The 18,801-nt window shown below is 57.6% G+C and carries 16 protein-coding genes; 3 read left to right on the top strand and 13 right to left on the bottom strand.

Going from position 1 to position 18,801, the window contains the following annotated elements; translation table 11 throughout:
• Window positions 1-184: 184 nt before the first annotated feature.
• Window positions 185-595 (bottom strand): HIT family protein, encoded by a 411-nt coding sequence (locus tag QGH30_06975; GenBank protein MDP7022076.1) that lies wholly within the window; start codon window positions 593-595, stop codon window positions 185-187.
• 95 nt (window positions 596-690) lie between these two features.
• Between QGH30_06975 and QGH30_06980 the strand changes: the two genes are divergently transcribed.
• Window positions 691-1,425 (top strand): hypothetical protein, encoded by a 735-nt coding sequence (locus tag QGH30_06980; protein MDP7022077.1) that lies wholly within the window; start codon window positions 691-693, stop codon window positions 1,423-1,425.
• Between the two features lie 373 nt (window positions 1,426-1,798).
• Here the strand turns inward: QGH30_06980 and QGH30_06985 are convergent, their stop codons facing one another.
• The gene (locus tag QGH30_06985; GenBank protein MDP7022078.1) at window positions 1,799-2,158 is read right to left on the bottom strand and encodes a hypothetical protein; all 360 of its coding nucleotides are present in this window, start codon (window positions 2,156-2,158) and stop codon (window positions 1,799-1,801) included.
• Window positions 2,159-2,211: 53 nt separating this feature from the next.
• Entirely contained in the window at window positions 2,212-6,441 is a 4,230-nt protein-coding gene (locus tag QGH30_06990) for a sigma 54-interacting transcriptional regulator (protein MDP7022079.1), read from the bottom strand.
• Window positions 6,442-6,564: 123 nt separating this feature from the next.
• Between QGH30_06990 and QGH30_06995 the strand changes: the two genes are divergently transcribed.
• Window positions 6,565-7,344 (top strand): hypothetical protein, encoded by a 780-nt coding sequence (locus QGH30_06995; protein MDP7022080.1) that lies wholly within the window; start codon window positions 6,565-6,567, stop codon window positions 7,342-7,344.
• Here QGH30_06995 and QGH30_07000 read toward each other — a convergent pair.
• The 10 genes from QGH30_07000 to QGH30_07045 form a co-directional block, all read right to left on the bottom strand.
• The gene (locus QGH30_07000; GenBank protein ID MDP7022081.1) at window positions 7,341-7,823 is read right to left on the bottom strand and encodes an NADH-quinone oxidoreductase subunit I; all 483 of its coding nucleotides are present in this window, start codon (window positions 7,821-7,823) and stop codon (window positions 7,341-7,343) included. The genes QGH30_06995 and QGH30_07000 overlap by 4 nt on opposite strands.
• A complete protein-coding gene (locus QGH30_07005; GenBank protein ID MDP7022082.1) occupies window positions 7,820-9,553 on the bottom strand; it encodes a 2Fe-2S iron-sulfur cluster-binding protein in 1,734 nt (577 codons plus the stop codon). The genes QGH30_07000 and QGH30_07005 overlap by 4 nt, the downstream gene beginning before the upstream one ends.
• On the bottom strand, window positions 9,553-11,274 hold the full coding sequence (nuoD, locus tag QGH30_07010; GenBank protein ID MDP7022083.1) for an NADH dehydrogenase (quinone) subunit D: 1,722 nt from the start codon (window positions 11,272-11,274) through the stop codon (window positions 9,553-9,555). Before nuoD ends, QGH30_07005 begins: the two co-directional genes overlap by 1 nt.
• Before the next feature lie 93 nt (window positions 11,275-11,367).
• Window positions 11,368-12,639, bottom strand: a complete 1,272-nt coding sequence (locus tag QGH30_07015; protein MDP7022084.1) for a DUF4340 domain-containing protein — start codon at window positions 12,637-12,639, stop codon at window positions 11,368-11,370.
• Window positions 12,636-13,976: a glycoside hydrolase family 3 N-terminal domain-containing protein gene (locus QGH30_07020; protein ID MDP7022085.1), complete on the bottom strand. Its 1,341-nt coding sequence runs from the start codon at window positions 13,974-13,976 to the stop codon at window positions 12,636-12,638. Before QGH30_07020 ends, QGH30_07015 begins: the two co-directional genes overlap by 4 nt.
• A 251-nt stretch (window positions 13,977-14,227) precedes the next feature.
• Window positions 14,228-14,509 carry an HU family DNA-binding protein gene (locus tag QGH30_07025; protein ID MDP7022086.1) on the bottom strand — a complete coding sequence of 94 codons (282 nt, stop codon included), beginning with the start codon at window positions 14,507-14,509 and terminating at the stop codon, window positions 14,228-14,230.
• Between the two features lie 148 nt (window positions 14,510-14,657).
• Window positions 14,658-15,083, bottom strand: coding sequence for a hypothetical protein (locus tag QGH30_07030; protein MDP7022087.1), 426 nt, complete (start codon window positions 15,081-15,083; stop codon window positions 14,658-14,660).
• Window positions 15,084-15,097: 14 nt separating this feature from the next.
• A complete protein-coding gene (locus tag QGH30_07035) occupies window positions 15,098-16,387 on the bottom strand; it encodes a hypothetical protein (protein ID MDP7022088.1) in 1,290 nt (429 codons plus the stop codon).
• Window positions 16,384-17,151 carry a Fic family protein gene (locus QGH30_07040; GenBank protein ID MDP7022089.1) on the bottom strand — a complete coding sequence of 256 codons (768 nt, stop codon included), beginning with the start codon at window positions 17,149-17,151 and terminating at the stop codon, window positions 16,384-16,386. Before QGH30_07040 ends, QGH30_07035 begins: the two co-directional genes overlap by 4 nt.
• A gap of 68 nt (window positions 17,152-17,219) precedes the next feature.
• Window positions 17,220-17,873, bottom strand: a complete 654-nt coding sequence (locus QGH30_07045; protein ID MDP7022090.1) for a Crp/Fnr family transcriptional regulator — start codon at window positions 17,871-17,873, stop codon at window positions 17,220-17,222.
• 429 nt (window positions 17,874-18,302) lie between these two features.
• On the opposite strand from QGH30_07045, the gene QGH30_07050 reads away from it, so the two are divergent.
• Window positions 18,303-18,788, top strand: coding sequence for a CarD family transcriptional regulator (locus QGH30_07050; GenBank protein ID MDP7022091.1), 486 nt, complete (start codon window positions 18,303-18,305; stop codon window positions 18,786-18,788).
• Window positions 18,789-18,801 lie beyond the last annotated feature (13 nt).

The following is an 18,801-nucleotide window of genomic DNA, read 5'->3' on the forward strand; positions in this document are numbered from 1 at the left end:
ACTACGAGCGGAGGGTCGAGACCCCGGCCTTGGGCAGAAACCGGCCTCATGAGCTGAGCTATGCGTATTGAGGGGACAGGAAGAGGGAGGCAAAGCAGGCAGAAGGGGAAAGTCGGGTTCCTGGGCGGCAAGGAGGGGTGCCATAAAATGCGTAGGAACAATTTCCCGGCCAGAACTAAATCTGCTAGCCCAACTCCCTTCGAACCCTTCCCGCCAGCTGCTCCAGCTCGGCGGAATCGGACTCCTGGCTCGTCCAGAGAGTCTGAAGCCCGTCCCCCTTTTTCCTGGGAAGCAGGTGCAGGTGAAAATGAAAGATCACCTGGCCTGCATCTTCACCGTTGGACTGAAAGAGATTCAGGCCGGTCGCTCCACACTCCTCGATCAGGGGACCGGCCACCTTTCGGGCTGTGCGGAAGACGGCGTCCCGATCCTCCTCCTCCAGATCCAGGAAATTCACCGCATGAGCCTTGGGAATGACCAGCGTGTGGCCGGTGCAGCCGGGATAAAGGTCCAGAAAGGCCAGACTTCTCTCGTCCTCGTAAATCTTGAAGGCAGGCATCTCACCCGCAATGATCTTGCAGAAAATACAGTCCATCTTCACCTCCATTCTTATTGTTGCAAGACTTCTTCAAAACTGTAAAGTGTGTTTCACGGAAATCATCAAGGCAATAGCCATTCCGAGGTGCTTCCATGAACCGACTCCCTCGCCTGATTCTCCTTCTCCTTCTCGTCGGCTTTTCCCTGTCCGCCGATGAATCCAGCCGGGGCAGCGTGGAAACCTTCAACCGCTTCCTCGAGTACGATGCCACCCGGAACCTGATTTCCTATGAGGTCATGGTGCGTAATGTCGGCCACCTGCCCGTCTCCTTTGTGGATTTGTCCAGCGAGCCTGCCTGCCGGGAAGGATCCTTCCTGCTCGACGATCTCGACAGTGGCCAGAGCCGGAGTCGCAGGTTTACCTTTCAGATTGGGAAAGACCGGCAACTCTTCCGCCCCCGCTTCCGCCTCGCCTTTACTGATTTCGAAGGGCAACGTTTTCGCAGCCTGCCCGAGGAAAACCCACTGCTGGCTACCGCAGATTTTCTCTCCTGCGATGTCTCTACGGGATGGACGGATCTGGAGTATACGGTGTGTAACCGCAGTAAAAACCCCGTCCTCTTTCTGGAACTGAGAAGTGAGAATCCCTCCATCGCAGAAGGAAGCCTGAAGGCGGAGAGCCTGACTCCCGGAGAGACCCAGACCTGGGTTCTGGAATACCAGCTGGATCCGGGAGAGAGATTCTTCAATCCCACCCTCCATCTGGATTTTCATGTCTTTCAGAGTTGGGGAATGGAGAGCCGCAGAACCTTCACCACCTTCCTGCAGCCAGACCTGAGAAAGGTCGAATCCGCTCTGGGCGACCGCCAGAACCCTTCCTCTCCCTAGATTCCAAGAAGAGACCCCCGGTCGGGAGACCGGGGGCCAAAAACCACTCCTCAATGGCTTGCCAAGCGGTCCTGAGATCTCAGGACTAGAAAAGGTGGGGAGGAAGAGTCCCCATAGTCTCTCTTCCCCCCCGATTGGTATAATTCAGGATTATACCGGATACTCGGGCAACCGAGATATCGCAGAAAGCGTGCCAAAGACCCCTCCTGGGCCTCCCCAAAGCAGATCTGTAAGTTGTTGAAACCAAAGAGGTTTTCAGGGCAATTCAGAAAAACCGGGAATACTGCCAGAGCCAAACAGGGCGCAAGGTGTAAAAAAAAGAGAGACTGTAAGAAGAACTTACAGTCTCATAGCCCGAGCCAATGCGTTTTCTCTAGAATTCTTTCTCGTTGTGTCCGGTGACATCGCTGTCGAAAAAGACGATCTTCGTGCTGACTGCACGGTTATGAAGTGTCATGGGATGATGGTAGGCGCTGACCCAGATCAACTTGACGGGCTGACCATCGCCAGGCTCCAGAAGAATGATCCGGCCATAAACCCGCTCACTGCTGATTCCGTCAAAGACGATGCGGGTACTCTGGCCTGTGACACAGAGGAAATCCTCCCCCCCCATGCTGAATTCCGTGGCTCCGGCCTCCAGAACAATCGTGTAGGAGGAACCCGGATCCGCAAGAGCGGGGAGACTGAGGAAGATTCCCGCAAGTAGCGAGAAGACAAGTACTTTCATGCGCATGACAATACCCCTTGAGGAGGATACATCAATTGTAGCGTGAAACGGTCGGGGGATCAAGACCATTCCTTCTCTCTTTCTCCGAAATCTGCCTCCTGGGCATAGTTTTTCAGGCGGGAATAGAGTGTGGGACGACTGATTCCCAGCAGCCGGGCCGCTTGAGCCTTGCTGCCCACTCTTTCGACCACATGATGGGCCAGAGCGGCAAGAAAGCCGGATTCCAGAGGACGACTCTCCGAATAATCACGACTGGACGCAACCATGGCGGCCAACTCCTCCATGCTCCGGGATGTCCGGGGCTCCCGACTCTCACTCAGGAAGTCATCAGGCAAGTCCTCCACGCCGATCACCCGGCTTCTCGACAGGATCACGCAGTTGTTCAGGACATTTTGCAACTGACGGACATTTCCGGGCCAGGGATGCTGCAGAAAGACCTGGACCACCTCCTCCGAGAGTCGCTTGGGCTCCAGGCGATTGTCCTCAAGAATCCTGTGAAGAAAGTGATCCACGAGAAGGGGAATGTCCTCCCGCTTATCCCGAAGGGGCGCCAGTTGAATCGAGATGACATTGATCCTGTAAAACAGGTCCTCCCGAAAACGACCCGCCTCCACCTCCCGGGACAGATCCCGGTTCGTGGCGGTCAGGATTCGGACATCGCAGCCCATTGAACGGGTTCCCCCGACCCGGATGAACTGCTTCTCCTGAATTACACGAAGCAGTTTTGCCTGCATGTCGGCACTCATTTCTCCAATCTCGTCCAGGAAGATCGTGCCGCCGGAAGCCTCTTCGAAGAAACCGACATGACGGTGGGTGGCACCGGTAAAGGCACCGCGCTCATGTCCGAAAAGGATGCTCTCCAGAAGGGTCTCCGGAATGGATGCGCAGTTGACCGGCACGAAGGGGCGGGAAGAGCGAAGTCCCCCGAAATGAATGGCGCGAGCAACCTCCTCTTTTCCCGTCCCGGACTCTCCGGCAATCAAAACGCTGGTATCCAGATCCCGCACCTGTCGGACCAGTTTCAGAACCCGGTTCATGTCCCGGCCCTTGCCGAGAAGACGGGCCTCCCGGGGAGTTGAAGGCGTAGCGGAGGAGGGAAGCCTTGCGGGTTTCTTGCCGGCTTCTACCTTTCTCCCGGAAGAGGCAAGCGACAGGAGTCTGGACGAAGAGAGGAGAAACTCCCGGTCGCTCTCAGACCAGTTCGCCCCATCCTTCTCCAAAAAGAGAAAGGCGGGATCCTCTCCGCCCAGGGGAATCCAGGCACGGCCCCGATCATTCTCACTGTCGAGAACCGCGTCCGTCATCTTCCCCGCCTTGCCGGCCAGGTCTTCCAGATCGGAAAAATCTCCTTCCATGAAAAGGGTCTCCGGATGTTTTGGATCCAGAAGAGAGAGAAAGGCCAATCGTCGGAAGGGAAGTCCGGCACGAAGGCAGTCGGCGATCTCCCGGAGTCGAAGGGACAGGAAATCAGGAGAAGCCACAAGTTCCAGAAGTCGGTAGAAGGACTGCAGGCGCAGCCCTTCTCCCTCCGAATCCCCTCCGGACTGGAATTGCGAATGGAGACTGGCCTGAAGGCGGTCCCAAGCCGGCATGGGAACGGTGATCCGCCGCCGTTCGATAATAGCGGTCGCCTGGTTCAGGGACTCCCTTGCGGAAAGCTCCTCTCCAAGATCCAGATGGATCAGTCCCATCTGGCTGTAGACTCTTGCCAGAAACTCCGCCTTGTCCAGAACCGAGAAGAGATCCGCCGCAGACTCATAGGATTGAAGCGCTCGAGGGGCGTCTCCGGTATTCAGGTAGTACTCGCCTTCCCCCGCCAGAATCTGGGCTTCCTCAAAGCGCGAACTGACCCTGCGTGCCTCCCCCAGGCCCTGCTTGATGGCCTTTTTCGCTTCTTCCAGATTTCCCAGATCCAGCTGAACTGCCAGCATTCGCCGGTACATGGAGACCAGTTCCGTCCGGGCACCGATCTCCTCGCAGATGAGAATGGCCTCTTCCAGAAGCCCGGCCGCCTCTTCAAGTCGACCTTCAAAGTGCTCGATTTCTCCCAGCAAGCCCCGGACCTCTGCTTCCAGTTGCCGGTTCCGAACCCGCTGGTTCAACTCCAGGCTCTCCTGGCACTGGCTGCGGGCCATCTTCATGTCCCCCATCTCGAAACTGCAAAGAGCAACATTGTAGAGGCTGGCCAGGTATCCCGCCTCATTGCCGATCTTCTTCTTGATGTCCATGCTGCGCTGGAAATGTTCGATCGCGATCGGAAGTCGGTCCATCATACGATAGAGATTGCCCAGATTGTTCAGGCTGGCCGCAATGCGCGCGGGATTGCCAGCCTTCTCACGAAGCGCAACCGCACGCTGGTAATAAGTCTCCGCTTCTCTCCACTGGCTCAAAGCCCAGTGAGCCGCTCCCAGAGTGTTGAAGGTCTGTCCGAGTTCCGCAAAGTGACTATCCTTGTCAAAAAGACGAAGAGCAATCTCGCAACGCTCCACCGAAGCCTCGTGCTCCCCTTTCCGGTAGAGGATCCAGGCCAGGTCATTGTTCAAAATCCCTCGCTCCCGGGCGGAGAGCTGTTCACTGCAGGCATCCAGAAAACCCTGAAGGATGGACTCTGCACGCTGGAAGTCTCCCCGGTTTTCATCGAGATCGGCAATGGCCCGAAGAAGGGAGGAGGCAGGGGAAAGGAGGGAAGCGTCCCGTTTTCCCCGAAACAGCACGTCGAATCCCTGTCCCTCGAGCAATTCTTCGAGAAAGCGATCATGCCCGGAGAGACGAACAAGACCCTCCCGATACCGAAGTTCCGCAGCTTCGTCTTCCTCTTCGGACATGTCTCTTTCGCCCAGGAAGAGGAAGAGATCCCGGATCCCCCGGGGAGGTATGGAAAGTTCCGAATCCTCCAGAAGCAGATCACAGACTTCGCTCGCGACCAGTCCCCAACCCTGCCGGGAGGCCATTGCGAAAAGGTCGAGACCCTCCTTGAGCAAACTCTCTTTCTGCTCCGAGCCTCGCAGGTGTCGAAGCCGGCAAAGCGGAAGACCGGGCTTGCTCCCTTCCCCATCATTCAGGAATCCAAGAACCAGAAAATGCAATTCTCTTCTGCGCTCTTTCGGCAGTCTGTCCAGAATGTCCTGCCGCAGGTTGCGAGAGGAAAGAGAGAGCTGCAAACCCCAGCTTCCTCGCCCGACAGAACCAAGATCCAGGGAGAAACAGAGGCGGCGGGAAAGACCTGAAAGAAGAGAGAAGAACTCCTCTTCAGCGATCCTGAGTATTCTGGAGAGAAGGGGAAGGGGGGCCGGCTCATCAAGCAGTGCCAGAAGTTCCAGAAAGCTCAACTCTTCAGGGCAAAGACCTTCGGGAATTACCGAGGCCATCGGGCTGCCAGAATCAGGGAGTGTCAGAGTAAGTTGGCGAAACTCCCGGATCCCGGTAAGCTGGCTCCGGATCCTCTGCTCCAGATGGGGAAAATCGTCCAGACTGTTCGCATCATAGACCAGAACGAATTTCCGGTGTTCCCCTGTCTGGGAAAGCTCTGCAAGCAGGGGGTGGAACATCCAGGAAGGGCTCTGGAAACTCTCCAGAAAGAACAGAGGTGCGGAGGGATCTTCCAGAAGGTGTCCTCCCATATCCCGGAGTGCTCGCTCCAGGCGGCCGCTCCAGGGACTCAATCCTCCATGCAGTCCGGTCCTGACGGCAAGAAGCACCGTCTCTCCGTTCCGAAAGTGAGCGAGGGTTTCTTCCAATACCTCCCTTGTCCCGGCATCCAGTTCCCGGGCCGCAGGATCCAAGTCCCTGGCGAGCCGGGAAAGTTCATCCTCCTCCGGGAAAAGGACCGGGCCGCTTCCGGCGGGAAAGAGAAAGGCAGAAGGCAGATAACAGGGCCGCCCCCCCGGAAGAACGCGGATGGAATGTCGATCCAGTGAGTAGCCGGGGAAACCGGCTGCCTGGCAACGAAGGAGATCCTCCCGAACATGGCCCAGACAGGCCGCCTGATCCTCCTTCGACTCCTCCCAGCTTTGAGCCTCCGGAGGAAGATCGCAGAGAATGGTCAGGCTCTCGCCCTCTTCCCCGAATACCGAGGGAGCCAGAGAATCGCCCAGAATCTCGCGGAAACGGGAAAGACGCCAGGCAAGGCTGCTCCGGTCCAGCCGGTCTCCACTGGGAAGCGGCGGGAAGAGCAGGACAAGGCTGCGACGCTGATTGATGATGTCGCGAGCTTCGAAGGCCTGCCATCGAGGACTCTCATGGAGGAGAGTCTCCACAAGATAGCGGGAATGGAAGATTTGCCCAAGCACCGAACCCCTCCGTAATGTTTTTTTACAGCAAGATAAGTTTACCACCGAATCCCGGGCGGGACAAGGCTTTGCTTGCAAGATCAGCTCAGGGAGGCTAAGTTCCCTGTCTTCAAGGAGATTCTCATGAACAAGCGCACGTTCTTACTTCTTCTCCCCCTTCTGCTTGCCTGCACTCCCCTTGAGGAGCCCTACATTCCGCCGGTAGAGGATACTTTCGACAATCTCCTGATCCCGGCCGTCTACGCCAGCATTCAGGAGGCAGCCAGTCTCGCCATTGCCGGTGATACCCTGAGAGTGGCGACCGGTAGCTACGAGGAGCATGTCCTGCTCCCCGGCGGTGTTTCCCTGCTGGCCGACGGCGCGGATCTTTGTCACCTGACAGGAAGCCTGAGCATCGAGGCCTCCAGCGTGGACTGCGATCTGGATGGTTTGCGAATCAGCAATCCTGCAGGAATCGGGCTCCTGATTGCGGAAACATGGATCTCGGTCACAGACTGCTGGATTGACAGTTGTCTGGATGCAGGAGTCCGGGTTCACGGCAATGCCAATGCGAGAATCTCCTCCTGTCAGATCAATGACAATGGACGGGGAGTTCTGGTGACCGGAAGCACGGGGCTCGGGCACTATGAAGATCTGGATCACCCGACGGGAACGGCACCCCTGGTCAGCAGAAACAATCTCTTTGGGAACAACGATGTGAACATCGCCTTTGAGGCCATCAGTCTTCCCGACACGGTGGGCATTTCCCTGAACTACTGGGGAATCATGCCGATCAGCGACGACCTTCTACTGGAGACCATCATCGGGCTGGAAGGCTATGCGGATGTGGGACCACGAAATGACGAGGGGCAGCTCAGCACCATGCCTGCAACCATCCCCCACATCATGGACTGGGAAGACTAGCTCCCGCTTCCTGATTTCTCCGCAAAATAGTCCGAGAGCAGTTTTTCCTTGTCATAGATGAGGGCCTCGCGACTGCTATTGGCCGTCTCAAAGTAGGGGCTCATGACAATGGCCTCTTTCGGGCAGGCCTCTTCACAGTAGCTGCAATTGATGCAACGCCCCATGTCGATCACAAAGGACTCCGGGACTCTTTCTCTCATGTCCTGATCGCGAAACTCCCCGATGCGGATCGTGATGGCACGCGGCGGGCAGACCACTTCACAGAGCTTGCAGGCCACGCATCGTTCGATGCCGTCATCTCCCATGACCAGTCGGGGGATGCCGCGGAAGCGTTCGGGCAGGCTCCATCGTTCTTCCGGATAGGAAAGCACCACGGAGGGGCGGAAGATGTTCCGGAAGGTGGTCGCCATGCCCTGAAAAATGGCAGGCAGGTAGATTCTCTCGTAGAAGTTCTTTCGATTCGGGCGGTCTACCTTCATCCGATGACCTCCTCCTTCTGTGGAAGCTCCACAGGGAACCAGTCCGTGTCCGTCCTTCTCGAGCCGGCCACCGGCTGCCAGCTTTTCAATTCCCTCTCCTTGCCCATACCGTTGAGCAGGGAGCCTTCCAAGTCTGCGGAGGCTCTCCGAGGCAGCAGAACTTCCGCCGAAGGAAGATGATCCGCAAGACCCACACTCTGGACAATCAGGTTCCCGGCTCTCGCAAGCCGATCCTTCCAGTCCCCTGCCTCCGGGAAATCCAGAGCGGGATCCAGTCCAAAGAGAAGCAAGGTATCCAGTTCACCCTGATCGAGAGCCTCCATGACCGGAGTCCCCTGCCCTCCGGCCAGAGCCAGTGCCCGCTGGTTCATCCCTTCCTGAAGAAACAGAACCTTCGTCTCTCCGGAACGGGCAGCGACAAGCTCCAGCACTTCCTTCCCGGAAAGAACCTTCCTGAGAAGCGGAGCCTGAAGGACGAGAAGCAGTCGATCCTCTCCGGAGAGTTCCTCCCGGAGTCTTGCCGGAAGATCTTCGCCTCCGGGCAAAATGGCTGAGGGCAAAGCTCTGAGGCGAAGAGAGAGTATCGGGTGAGTTTCCTCCGGGTCGTCTCCGAGAAGGACGACGCGATCGAAATCATCCAGACCGGAGAGGCTCTTCAGCTCCAGGTCACTGTCTTCCAGCGCAAGGAGGAAGGCCCGTTCCTCGGGAAGGTCCACAAAGGGAGAGAGGTCGTCGCGGAAGATGCGCTGCAGTTTCGCAATGGCATCAAGTTCCTCCACGGTCGCACGGCTCCCGGCCAGTATCGCCGAACGCTTTCCGGACTTCAGAAGAAGTTCCTTCGCCCTTTCGAAGGCATCGGAAGCAGACACCGGAACTGATTCCCCTTCCCGGCGCATCTCACTACGAGTCTCCGACTCCTCGAGCAGACTGCCGAAGCGTCCCCGGTCGCAGAGCCACCAGGCATTCACAGAGGCATCGGAAAGTGGCGTGAGGCGAAGCAGTTCATCGTTCTTCCACCAGGTCGCGGCCCTGCAGTGCAGGGAACAGGCCGTGCAGTGGCTTTCCACCTTCTTCATTTCCCAGGGACGGGCCTGAAAGCGGAAGGGGCGGGTCGTCAGGGCACCCACCGGACAGAGGTCGGCAAGGTTCCCGGTGAAGGAACCCGTGAGGAGGTGGTCCTCAAAGAGATCCACCCGGGAACGGTCTCCCCGGTGGCGAACCAGCAGTTCCTCTCGCCCCACCACATCGCGCTGAAAGCGGACGCAGCGGGTGCAGAGGACACAGCGCTCGGAGTCGTAGACGATGAACTCCCCGAGATCCTTGTGCTTCACGCCCTGGTTCTTCGGATCCTCCATGCGGCTGTGCGCAGGTCCGTAATCGCGTGTGTAGTCCTGAAGCGGGCACTCGCCCGCCTTGTCACAGATCGGGCAGTCGAGCGGATGATTGATCAGCAGGAACTCCAGCACTCCCTTTCGGGCCTTGAGAACCTTCTCGGAGTTCGTCGTCACTTCCATGCCCTCAGAGGCAGAAAGCGTGCAGGCGGGAACCAGCTTCGGAGCGCCGGTCAGTTCTACGAGACAAAGGCGGCAGTTTCCATCCACCCCGATTCCCGGATGGTAGCAGAAGTGGGGAATCTTCTCCCCGAGCTTCGAGGAAAGCTGAATCAGGGGCGTGCCCGCCTCCACTTCCAGATCCCGGCCGTTGAACTTCATTTGAATCTTGTCAGCCATCAGCGATCACACTCCCCCATGACAGGATCCAGACTGGCAATAATCGACACGGCATCGGCCATCATCTGCCCCTCCAGAATATTGCGGAGAATCTGAAGGTTATGGAAACTTGGACTGCGGATCTTCAAGCGGTAGGGATTCGGCCCTCCGTCACTGACCATGAAGAAACCCAGTTCGCCCTTGGGAGCCTCGATCGCGGAGTAAACCTCTCCTGTCGGGGGCTTGAGTCCTTCGCTGATCAGCTTGAAGTGATGAATCAGCTCTTCCATCGATGAGTAGACCAGATCTTTTTCCGGCAAGACCCAGTCGCGGTTGTCCGAAGTAATCGCCCCGCCCGGCATGCCGGCGATCGCCTGTTCGACGATGCGCGCGCTCTGGCGGATCTCTGCCATGCGAACCAGGTAACGGTCCAAGGCATCGCCCTTGTCGGCAGTGACGATTTCAAAGTCGTAGTTCTCGTAACCCAGATAAGGCTCTGCCTTGCGCATGTCATAGGCTACGCCGGAGGCTCGCAGGTTCGGGCCGGTAAGACCGTAGCTCAGCGCCATTTCCGAACTGATCACGCCCACGCCTACATTGCGATCCAGCCAGATGCGGTTCCGGTTGAGGAGAGCTTCCACATCGTCCATGACCCGGTGAAGTTCCTCAAGAAAGTCCCCCACCCGTTTCATCCATCCTTCGGGCAGATCCCGGGCCACGCCCCCGATGCGCGTGTAGCTGGTGGTCAGGCGGGTTCCGGTCAGTTCCTCGAAAAGGTTGTAGAGGTATTCCCGAAGCTGGAAGGTGTAGAAGAAGACGGTCGCCGCCCCGAGGTCCAGGGCGTTCGTACCGATCGCAAGCAAGTGGGAGCTGATGCGGGCCAGTTCCGAAACCAGAACCCGGATCTGCCTTGCCCGCGCGGGAATCTCCAGATCCAGAAGCTTCTCCAGGGCGAGAGCATAGGCCACATTGTTCGACAGGGGGCTGAGATAGTCTAGACGGTCTGTGTAGGGCAGATAGTTGTGCCAGGTTTTCTCTTCCGCAATCTTCTCGAAACCACGGTGAAGGTATCCCACATGCGGCTCAGCCCGGACGATGGTCTCCCCGTCCATTTCGAGCACCACACGAAGCACCCCATGGGTGGCCGGATGCTGGGGTCCCATGTTCAGAATCATGTTGCCGTCACTGCTCGGCTCCATGCGCGTTTCAATGGTATCGAGGGGAATCTCGGGCACGAATTCCGGACGAAGTTCTTCCCGGAAACTCTGTCGCTCCACCACGCCCTTCTGCAGCTTGATCAATGCATCCATCAGGGCTTCGGGGCGAGGCGGACAGCCGGGCAGGTAGATGTCCACAGGGATTACCTTGTTCAGGCCCTGCACTACGGAGTAGCTGTCGAACATGCCCCCCGAACAAAGACAGGTTCCCATGGCAATCACATACTTGGGCTCGAGCATCTGGTCATAGATGCGTCGCACCACGGGGGCCATCTTGTTGGTCATCGTTCCGGCGACGATCATCATGTCGCTTTGACGGGGAGAAAAACGCATGGCCTCTGCGCCAAAGCGCGCCATGTCATAGCGGCTTGCCACCGTCGCCATCATTTCGATGGCACAACAGCTGATCCCCATGGGCATGGGCCACAGCGAGTTCTTCCTCGCCCAGTTCATAGCCTTGTCCACGGTCGTGGTCATGATGTCCACACCGAGACCATGAACCTGAGGATCTGTCTTCGTACTCATCGCCCCTCCATGGAAAGGTCCCTGCAATGTAGACAGGAAGCGAGGATAGTTCCAGCATTCACAAGCGTCAAGTGATGGGAACCCTCCCCGGATCTAAAGTGGCCAGGGAAGTCTCAGGCTGTCGGCCGGAAGGCTGTAGACCGTGGGAAAACCTGCTCTCTGAAAGTAGCGCGTCCCGTCCAGCTCCCGGCCAAGGAGCAACTCCTGACTCCCCCGGACAGCTTCCAGAAGGAAGGTCTCCTTCGGCTCATCAAGCCCCCAGCGCTCGAGTTGCTCACGGCGGGGCTGAAGAGCCTCGACATTCCGGGTGGAAATCCCCGAAAGAGCGCGAAGCAGGGTCTTTACCTTCGCAGGGGAGAGTTTCGTGCCATCCGGGTCCTGCCAATCCTTTCCCTGAACACGGATCTCCCCTTCCGGACCCGTGATGGACAGGATCTCTTCCTCCTGAACCTCCAGAAGCAGGGGCTTGCGAAAACCGAGATAGCTGCCCAGAAGAGGGCCGGCGGAAATGGAATCGACAAGACAGACACTGGGGCGACCCGGGATCCAGGCATAGTAGAAGCCCAGAAGAGGATTGCCGAGATCCAGCTGAATCGGGGAAGCCCCTTCCCTGAGATGGACCGTCATCCTCCCCCGCGGATAGTCCAGCCCGTAGCGGGGAAGGCGGGACTCGCCGGAATCGAGAAACTCGATGATAGCATGGGAGTTCAGTCGTACGAGGAAGTTCTCTATTTTCTGCCGGTTTGCCGGGAGGGAAACCGGACCCTCCACGACCCAGCCGAAGGGGGAACGCTGCAGCGCAAAACGGCCCTTCCCGTTCCCGATCTCCAGGGACAGGATCTCGCTTGCAGACTCCAGAGTAAGAATCCGTTTCTCGCTGAGTTCCCTTCGACCGGACATGAACCGGGTTCTCAGCAGGCTGCTCACCAGCAGCAAGGAGTCATTCCAGGAACAGGAGGCCCAGAGGCGCCGTGCTTCCGGATTCATGTTCCCGAAGCGAAGCGTGTCCGTTCCGGCAGCCCGGTGTATCCTCAGTTCCAGAGGGGGATTCTCCAGGCCGGCAAGTTCCGGAGGATCGGGAGCCGGAAGAATGGAATCGACATTCTCTGAATGAAGAACCGCCAGCAGGCCGAAGAGGGTATGCTGATCGACCCGATCCTCGGCCGGAACTCGGAGCTTCCATCCATCAACTGATTTCTCCACACGAAACCAGTGATCCTGATGAATCAGGTCCAAAGCTTCTATTTCCTCGACCGGGAAGGGATAGAAGTTGCCGGGATCAGGAATCCGGGAGGGTTCGCGGAGGAAGAGGTAGAGCGCAAACCCCGAGAGAATCAGGGCAAGAGGAATCAGTACTTTCTTCATGGGCGCTCGCGACCTGCCTCTTTCATGTTTCCCTGCAGCAGATGAAGTACTCCCCGGGGACTGGGATCATGACTGCCGCGACAACTCTCCAAATCCTTCGCCCATCCATGGGGCCCGACCAGAAGCGTCTCCCTTGCGGGATCGATTCTCTCCGGGGAAGGAGTCTCCCGCCCAATATAGAGAAAGATCTCCCCGCTTCTCAAGGGCTCTCCCTTCTTTAGAACCCGGCAAGAGCAGGAGGAGAGTTCACGAAGGTAGTCTTCTTGCTGCCAGCTTCCCAGCGATCCAAACTCAATGGCGAAAGTGTCGCTTGAATGACAGGTTCTGCCATCGCCATAAAGTGCGGAATCCCGGACTCCGCGGATACAGGGTTCGGGATCTTCTTCCGGCAGCGCAGAAGCAGGCGGGCGACACTCAAGAAAGGCCTCCCAGCGAAGGGTCGCTTCTTCCCGAAGAAGCTGCACCGACTTCGAACGGGCGCTTTCCTTCTCCAGTTCATCAATCATGCACTCGGCTCCAGGAGTCCAGCGGGCAAGGGTCAGAAGATGGCAACCTGCGCGAAGTGCTTCCAGCCCCCGCTGCTCCGGCTCCAGGGAGGAACAGCCCCCCATCTCCAGAGCATCGGTGATGAGAAGACCCTTGAAACCCATTTCCTTCTGAAGGAGATCGTAGAGCAGATCCTGTCGAAAGGTGGCTGGGCGCGGATCCTGTCCCCAACGAATATGGGCCGTCATGATGGCGGGCGCCCCGGCTTCGATTCCCGCTCGAAAGGGTTCCAGGTGAAGCGGATTCGCGGGAACCCGGGGCAGCAGCAGATGGCTGTCCTCGACACTTTCTCCATGCCCGGGAAAGTGTTTGAGAACCGAAAGCTGCCCTCCTGCGAAGAGACCCCTCATGGCCGCCAGAACGGCCTCCCGGACTTCCTCAACCTGTCCACCGAAAGAACGCGAACCGATGACCGGATTCACAAGGCCCTCGTCAATGTCCGCAAGGGGAGCGATCAGGGCATCGACTCCCGCTGACCGGGCTTCCCGGGCCATGGCCCGATGTAGCCACTCCACGGCTTCCAGACCCGCCTCATACTGCGCGCGGGGAGAGGGCCAATGATGCTTCCCCCGCAGAGGATCGATCCAGCCGCCCTCTCCATCGAGAAAGAGAAAAAGTTCCTGCCCGGCCGCCTCTTCAAGCCGTCGCCTGAGAGGAGGGAGATCCCGGGCACCCCGGGGCAGATTGTCCTGAAAGAGGATGAGGGAGCAGGGGCGAACTCTCTCGAGCAGGCCGAGAAAGTCCGAAGAGGGAGAGGGCCCCTCAAATCCCAGAATCCAGGGGGAGTGCATGAAGGAGAATTAGCATCCTGAAGCAAAGGATACACGATAAAAAGCAGGCTCTCCGGTGGGTGAGAACCTGCTCTCAAGGGGAATGCGATGAATCTCTCTTGCCTCGGAGTATCAATCTTCGTGCCAGAGTAAAAAGCCCATTGTTCCGCCATTTTTCAGAATGACCCGCTCTCGACTGTCCCTTTTCAGGGACAGTCCGGGACAAAAAAAGAGACCCACCGAAGCGGGTCTCTCGAACTCAGAAGAATCGCCTAGAGGCTGCTCTTCAGATAGCTGGCAGGCTTGAAGCCGACCGTCTTGCTCGCGGAAATCTTGATCGCCTCACCCGTCTGGGGGTTGCGGCCCATGCGAGCCTTGCGACGACGGACCGTCCAGGTGCCGAAGCCGGGATAGGAGAAACGCTTCTCCTTCTTGATGGTCTTGCTCATCACCTCAAAGGTGCAGTCGATCACTTCGGAGACGGACTTCTTGGTCACCTCGCTGGTGAGACACTTGTGATTCCAGACAGCATTGATCAGATCAGACTTGGTCATTTCTTGGACCCCTTTCAAAGGATTCGGGGTGAATTCCCCCACGCGCATGAAATAGCTCAGCTTTGAAAAACTGGCAAGTAAAATCTCCGGGAATCCGCGTTTTTTCTGGACGAGAGACATGTCGGGTCGCAAGAAGACCGGAACTCTGCTACTTTCCGCCCTCCAGAGGTCGCTGTCCCGCAGTATCCTTGACCGAACTGGTTCCAGTATCTTCCATGAAATCGACGAAGCCCCGATCCACTGACCACTTGGCCAGATTTCCATCGACAAAGAAAAGACGCGTGATTCTGCGAGGCTGGTCATCCGCCGAATCCTCTTCGATGTAAATCCACTTTTCCCGGTTCTCCGCGCGGAAGCGGTGCAGGGGTTTCCCCCAGGAGAGGTAGACATCGGTCGTGGACATCCCCCGGCGGACTTCCTGTTTCTCGATGGAAGAGAGCCAGGAACTCTCATAGCCCTGGCGGGCAGCTATTACGTCGGGGGCAAGCTCCACTTGGGAGTACAGGGCTTGCTGACAGGCCGACATAAACAAGAGAAGGAACAGGACTGTGGAAAGCAGGACGGATTTACTCATGGTCTCTCCTCTCATCAGGGGGCTTGCAGGAGTCCCCGGCTTCTCTGCTCAAGCGTCAGGTAGCGGCGGGATCTCTCAGCAATGCTATCCATGTTTGCCTTGAGAATGGCAAGCTCAAACTGACTTCTTTTGTCACGAATCGAAAGTTGCTGTCGAAGAAGTTCCAGGCTCCAGTTCCTGAGATCGGTTTCCTTTCGCGGGAGAGGCCGGTCGGAACGGGAGGAATGAAGGCTCAGGCGTTGTAGAACCTGGTCCTTCGCCGTAACCACCTGCATCTCGCTGAACTCGGTCTTTCCCAGTCGATCCAGGATGCGTTCCAGGGTCTTCTCGATCCGCGGGAGATCCCCGGGGAGGAATCCTCTCACCTGGATTTCCAGCCTTGCGGGGCCCCGGGGCAGGAAATCACAACTCGCCGTGGCAGAAGCCACCAGCCCACGAAAGCTCTGAACGAGAAGTGGCTGGATGATGCCACTCGCCAGAACAATGTCCGCTCGCTCGCGCCCCCATCCCCCGGGAAGGGGGAACTGCCAGAGAAGCAGCGTTCGCCCGGGGCTTCCCTCCATCTCCAGATCCCCCCGGCTCCCGGGATCCTCCGGAAGAAGAGAAAGCAGCTTCCGCTTCCCCGTCAGGGCATCAAATCGAGGCAGCCAGTCGGAGAGAAAGGCATCGGGATCCAGGTCGGCCAGGATCAGGAAGGTGCAGGAGTTTGCTCCATAGTGCTCTGTCAGAAAGGTCTGCATGTCTTCAAGCAAGGGCGCATTCAGGGACTGAAGGGCCTTGCCCTCGCCGATGCGGTAGGGATGTCCCGGGTAACGCAGGGAGTCGAGACCGGCACGAAGGAAGATCTCCGGATTCTTGCGCCAGCGACTCCGCTCTTTCTGCAAACTTTCAAAAGCCGCGTCGACTTCGCCCTGATGGATGGAAAGGGAAGTCCCGACTTCTTCGAGAAGGGCACCGATGACTTCCGGCATTTCCTCCTTCGGTCCAAAGAACTGGAGAAAGGAGTTGTCGCGACCCAGACGGAGTTTCCATCCCCAGGCAATTCCCCGAAGCAGTTCCTTCAGACTTCGACCACCTTCGAAACTTCTCTGGAGAAAGAGACGCGGAGCCAGAAGCGCAAGATCGGGATTCTCAAGAGAGGTGGCCATCCCGGCCGGCCAGGCAAGAGTGATCATTGCCTGCCCAGGATTGTCGGAATCCACGACCAGAAGCCTTGCACCCGAGGGCAGCGCCGTTTCTTCCCAGGCAATTTCCGTGAGAGCGGGGCCGAAGGCTAGCAGAACCAGAATCAGGGCAAATCTCATGGCCACGCTCCGGGAAGGAATTCATCATCGAGGGCTTGCATGCAAAAGCCGAGAAAGGGTTCCAGCCAGGACTGGATGCCGGCTTCTTCTTCATAGTCCCGGCGCACGGAACGAAGGGCGAGGTAATAGGCACTGCCCGCCTTGCGAAGGGCGGGAGCCAGATAGAAATCCTCCGAGTCCCAACCCTGCCGGGCGAGAAAGGTAGTCAGTATTCTGCCCACGCGCCCGTTGCCATCGGAGAAAGGATGGATGGACTGGAATTCATAGTGAAAGAGACCGGCCAGCACAAATGGATTCATGCCTTCTTCCGCCTGCCGGCGACTTTGCTCCAATAGATCTTCCATCAGTGCGGGAACCCGGCTGTGGTGAGGAGGTCGGAATACCGCCTCCCCTGCTCCCGGTCCCGACTCCCGAACGATTTCCACCGGGTGATTTCGAAACTCTCCGCTCTTCCCTTGCCCCCGGGAAATCAGTTGATGAAGGTGGCGAAGCTCCCCCATGCGAAGATCCATCCCGTCTTCAAGGAAGTCCAGAGCCAGGCGACAGCCTTGTAGCTCATTGTGAGGAAGATCCTTCGCCTCCTCTTCAGATTCCAGAAAGCTCCTCGCCTTCGACCAGGAAAGAGGATTGCCCTCGATGCCGGCATTGCACCAGGCTGCGTGCCAGCGACGCTCGACAGAAGAGACAGTCCGAAGCCTCTGGGGCCAGGCAGAGCAACGGGCTTTCAGGCCTGCGAGAAGTTCCTGATTACCTTCGGGCAACATGGGAGGACTATACAAAAAACGGGCCCCCCGACCAATGAAATCGGGAGACCCTCCTGGGGGAAGGAAAGCTAGCTGGCAGCGAGAGTCTCCAGGCCGCCGGGACGGGAGATCACAATGTTGCGCTGCTCAAAGCGAATGAGCTTCTCCCTGCGCAACTGGTTGAGGGTGGCCGTGGTGGTCTCCCGGGTGGAACCGATCAGGTTCGCGAGATCCTGATGCGTAATCCGGGTCTCCAAAGAACGGCATCCCTGGCTCTTCTCCCCACTCTCCGAGAGCTCCAGAAGAAGGGCCGCCAGTCGGCCTTTTACATCCATGAAGACCAGTCGCGACAGGTTCTCGCGCGAGTTCCACAACTGTTCATTCGTGATTCTCAAAAGGGTCAGCAGAAGCTCCGGTTTGGCCAGCACGAGAGACTGGAACTTCTCCCTCGAGACCCGGAGGATCCGGCTCGGCTCCAAAGCCATGGCCAGAGTCCGCGTACAGGGTTCCGCCAGGATGATCTCCAGACCCAGGGATTCTCCGGGACCCATGATCCCCAGAATCACCTCTTTTCCCGACTCGGAAACCCGGCTGATCTTCATTTTCCCGTCCAGAACGATACAGATACAGTCGGCCTGATCGCCCGGATGAAAGAGGACTTCCCGTCGGCGAAGACTCCTCACGGTCGAATCCACGGCCAGTTTCAGTTGCTCGCGGGCATCCAGGGCGCCCAACAAGGTCATTTTCTTTTTATTTTCCCCCATATTAGCCTCTCCCTTTCTGATCAAAACTCTCTTCTTTGGCGAAATGCAAATCCTCAGCCCTTTCGCTCTACAAGGGATACTTACAAGTCCGGTGCCAGCGGAAGTCTCCCTCTAAACGATTTCATGACAACAGGTTCTCGAAAGCACAAGCAACTCCCGGCAAGCCCACACCCTTCGTTTCCACAGATCTCTCTTGATTCTGGAGACGCTGGCCAGGGGAGGAGGGCTAAGAAGGTCCACAGGGAGAACGGTAAATATCTGCTTTATTTTCACAGAGTTGCAACGATTCGGCTATGCAGGCCCGGGATTCCATTCATGGAAGTGAAATAATGGATATGTTTATTTCTCTACTTGACTTTTCGTCAGAAATTGACTATATTTAATGTGCCCATTCGAAAGGAATCAGGGATGAGCTTTGAAAAAGGAGACCATGTCTTCTTCCCCCGTCACGGGGTGGGAGAGGTCATCGGCGTGTCGAAACAGAAGGCCGGAGGCGAGACGGAGCAATGCCTGGGCGTTCAATTCCCGAAACAGAATATGTCCCTCTACATTCCGGTGGATCGACTCGATGGAGTCCGGCTTCGGAAGGTGATGGGGCGAAACAAGGCCAGCAAGGTTTTCGAATCCCTCAGGGGCCGCGCCCGCTTCAACACGGACCGCAGTCACAAGGAGCGGGTGCGCTTCTATCAGGACAAATTCGATACCGGAGATCCTCTGGAGCTTTCCGATATTGCCCGCGATCTGGCCCGGCTTTCCAAGAAGCAGGATCTGACCATGGATGAGGAGAACCTCTGCCGTAATTCCATCGACCTGCTTTCCCGTGAAATTGCCGTCACCCGCAAGAAGATGCCTGCAGAGATCCGCCAGCTGATCGAGGATGTCATCTACCGCTAGACAGCTTCCCTAC

The sequence above is a fragment of the Candidatus Krumholzibacteriia bacterium genome, assembly GCA_030748535.1.
GTDB lineage: Bacteria > Krumholzibacteriota > Krumholzibacteriia > JACNKJ01 > JACNKJ01 > JASMLU01.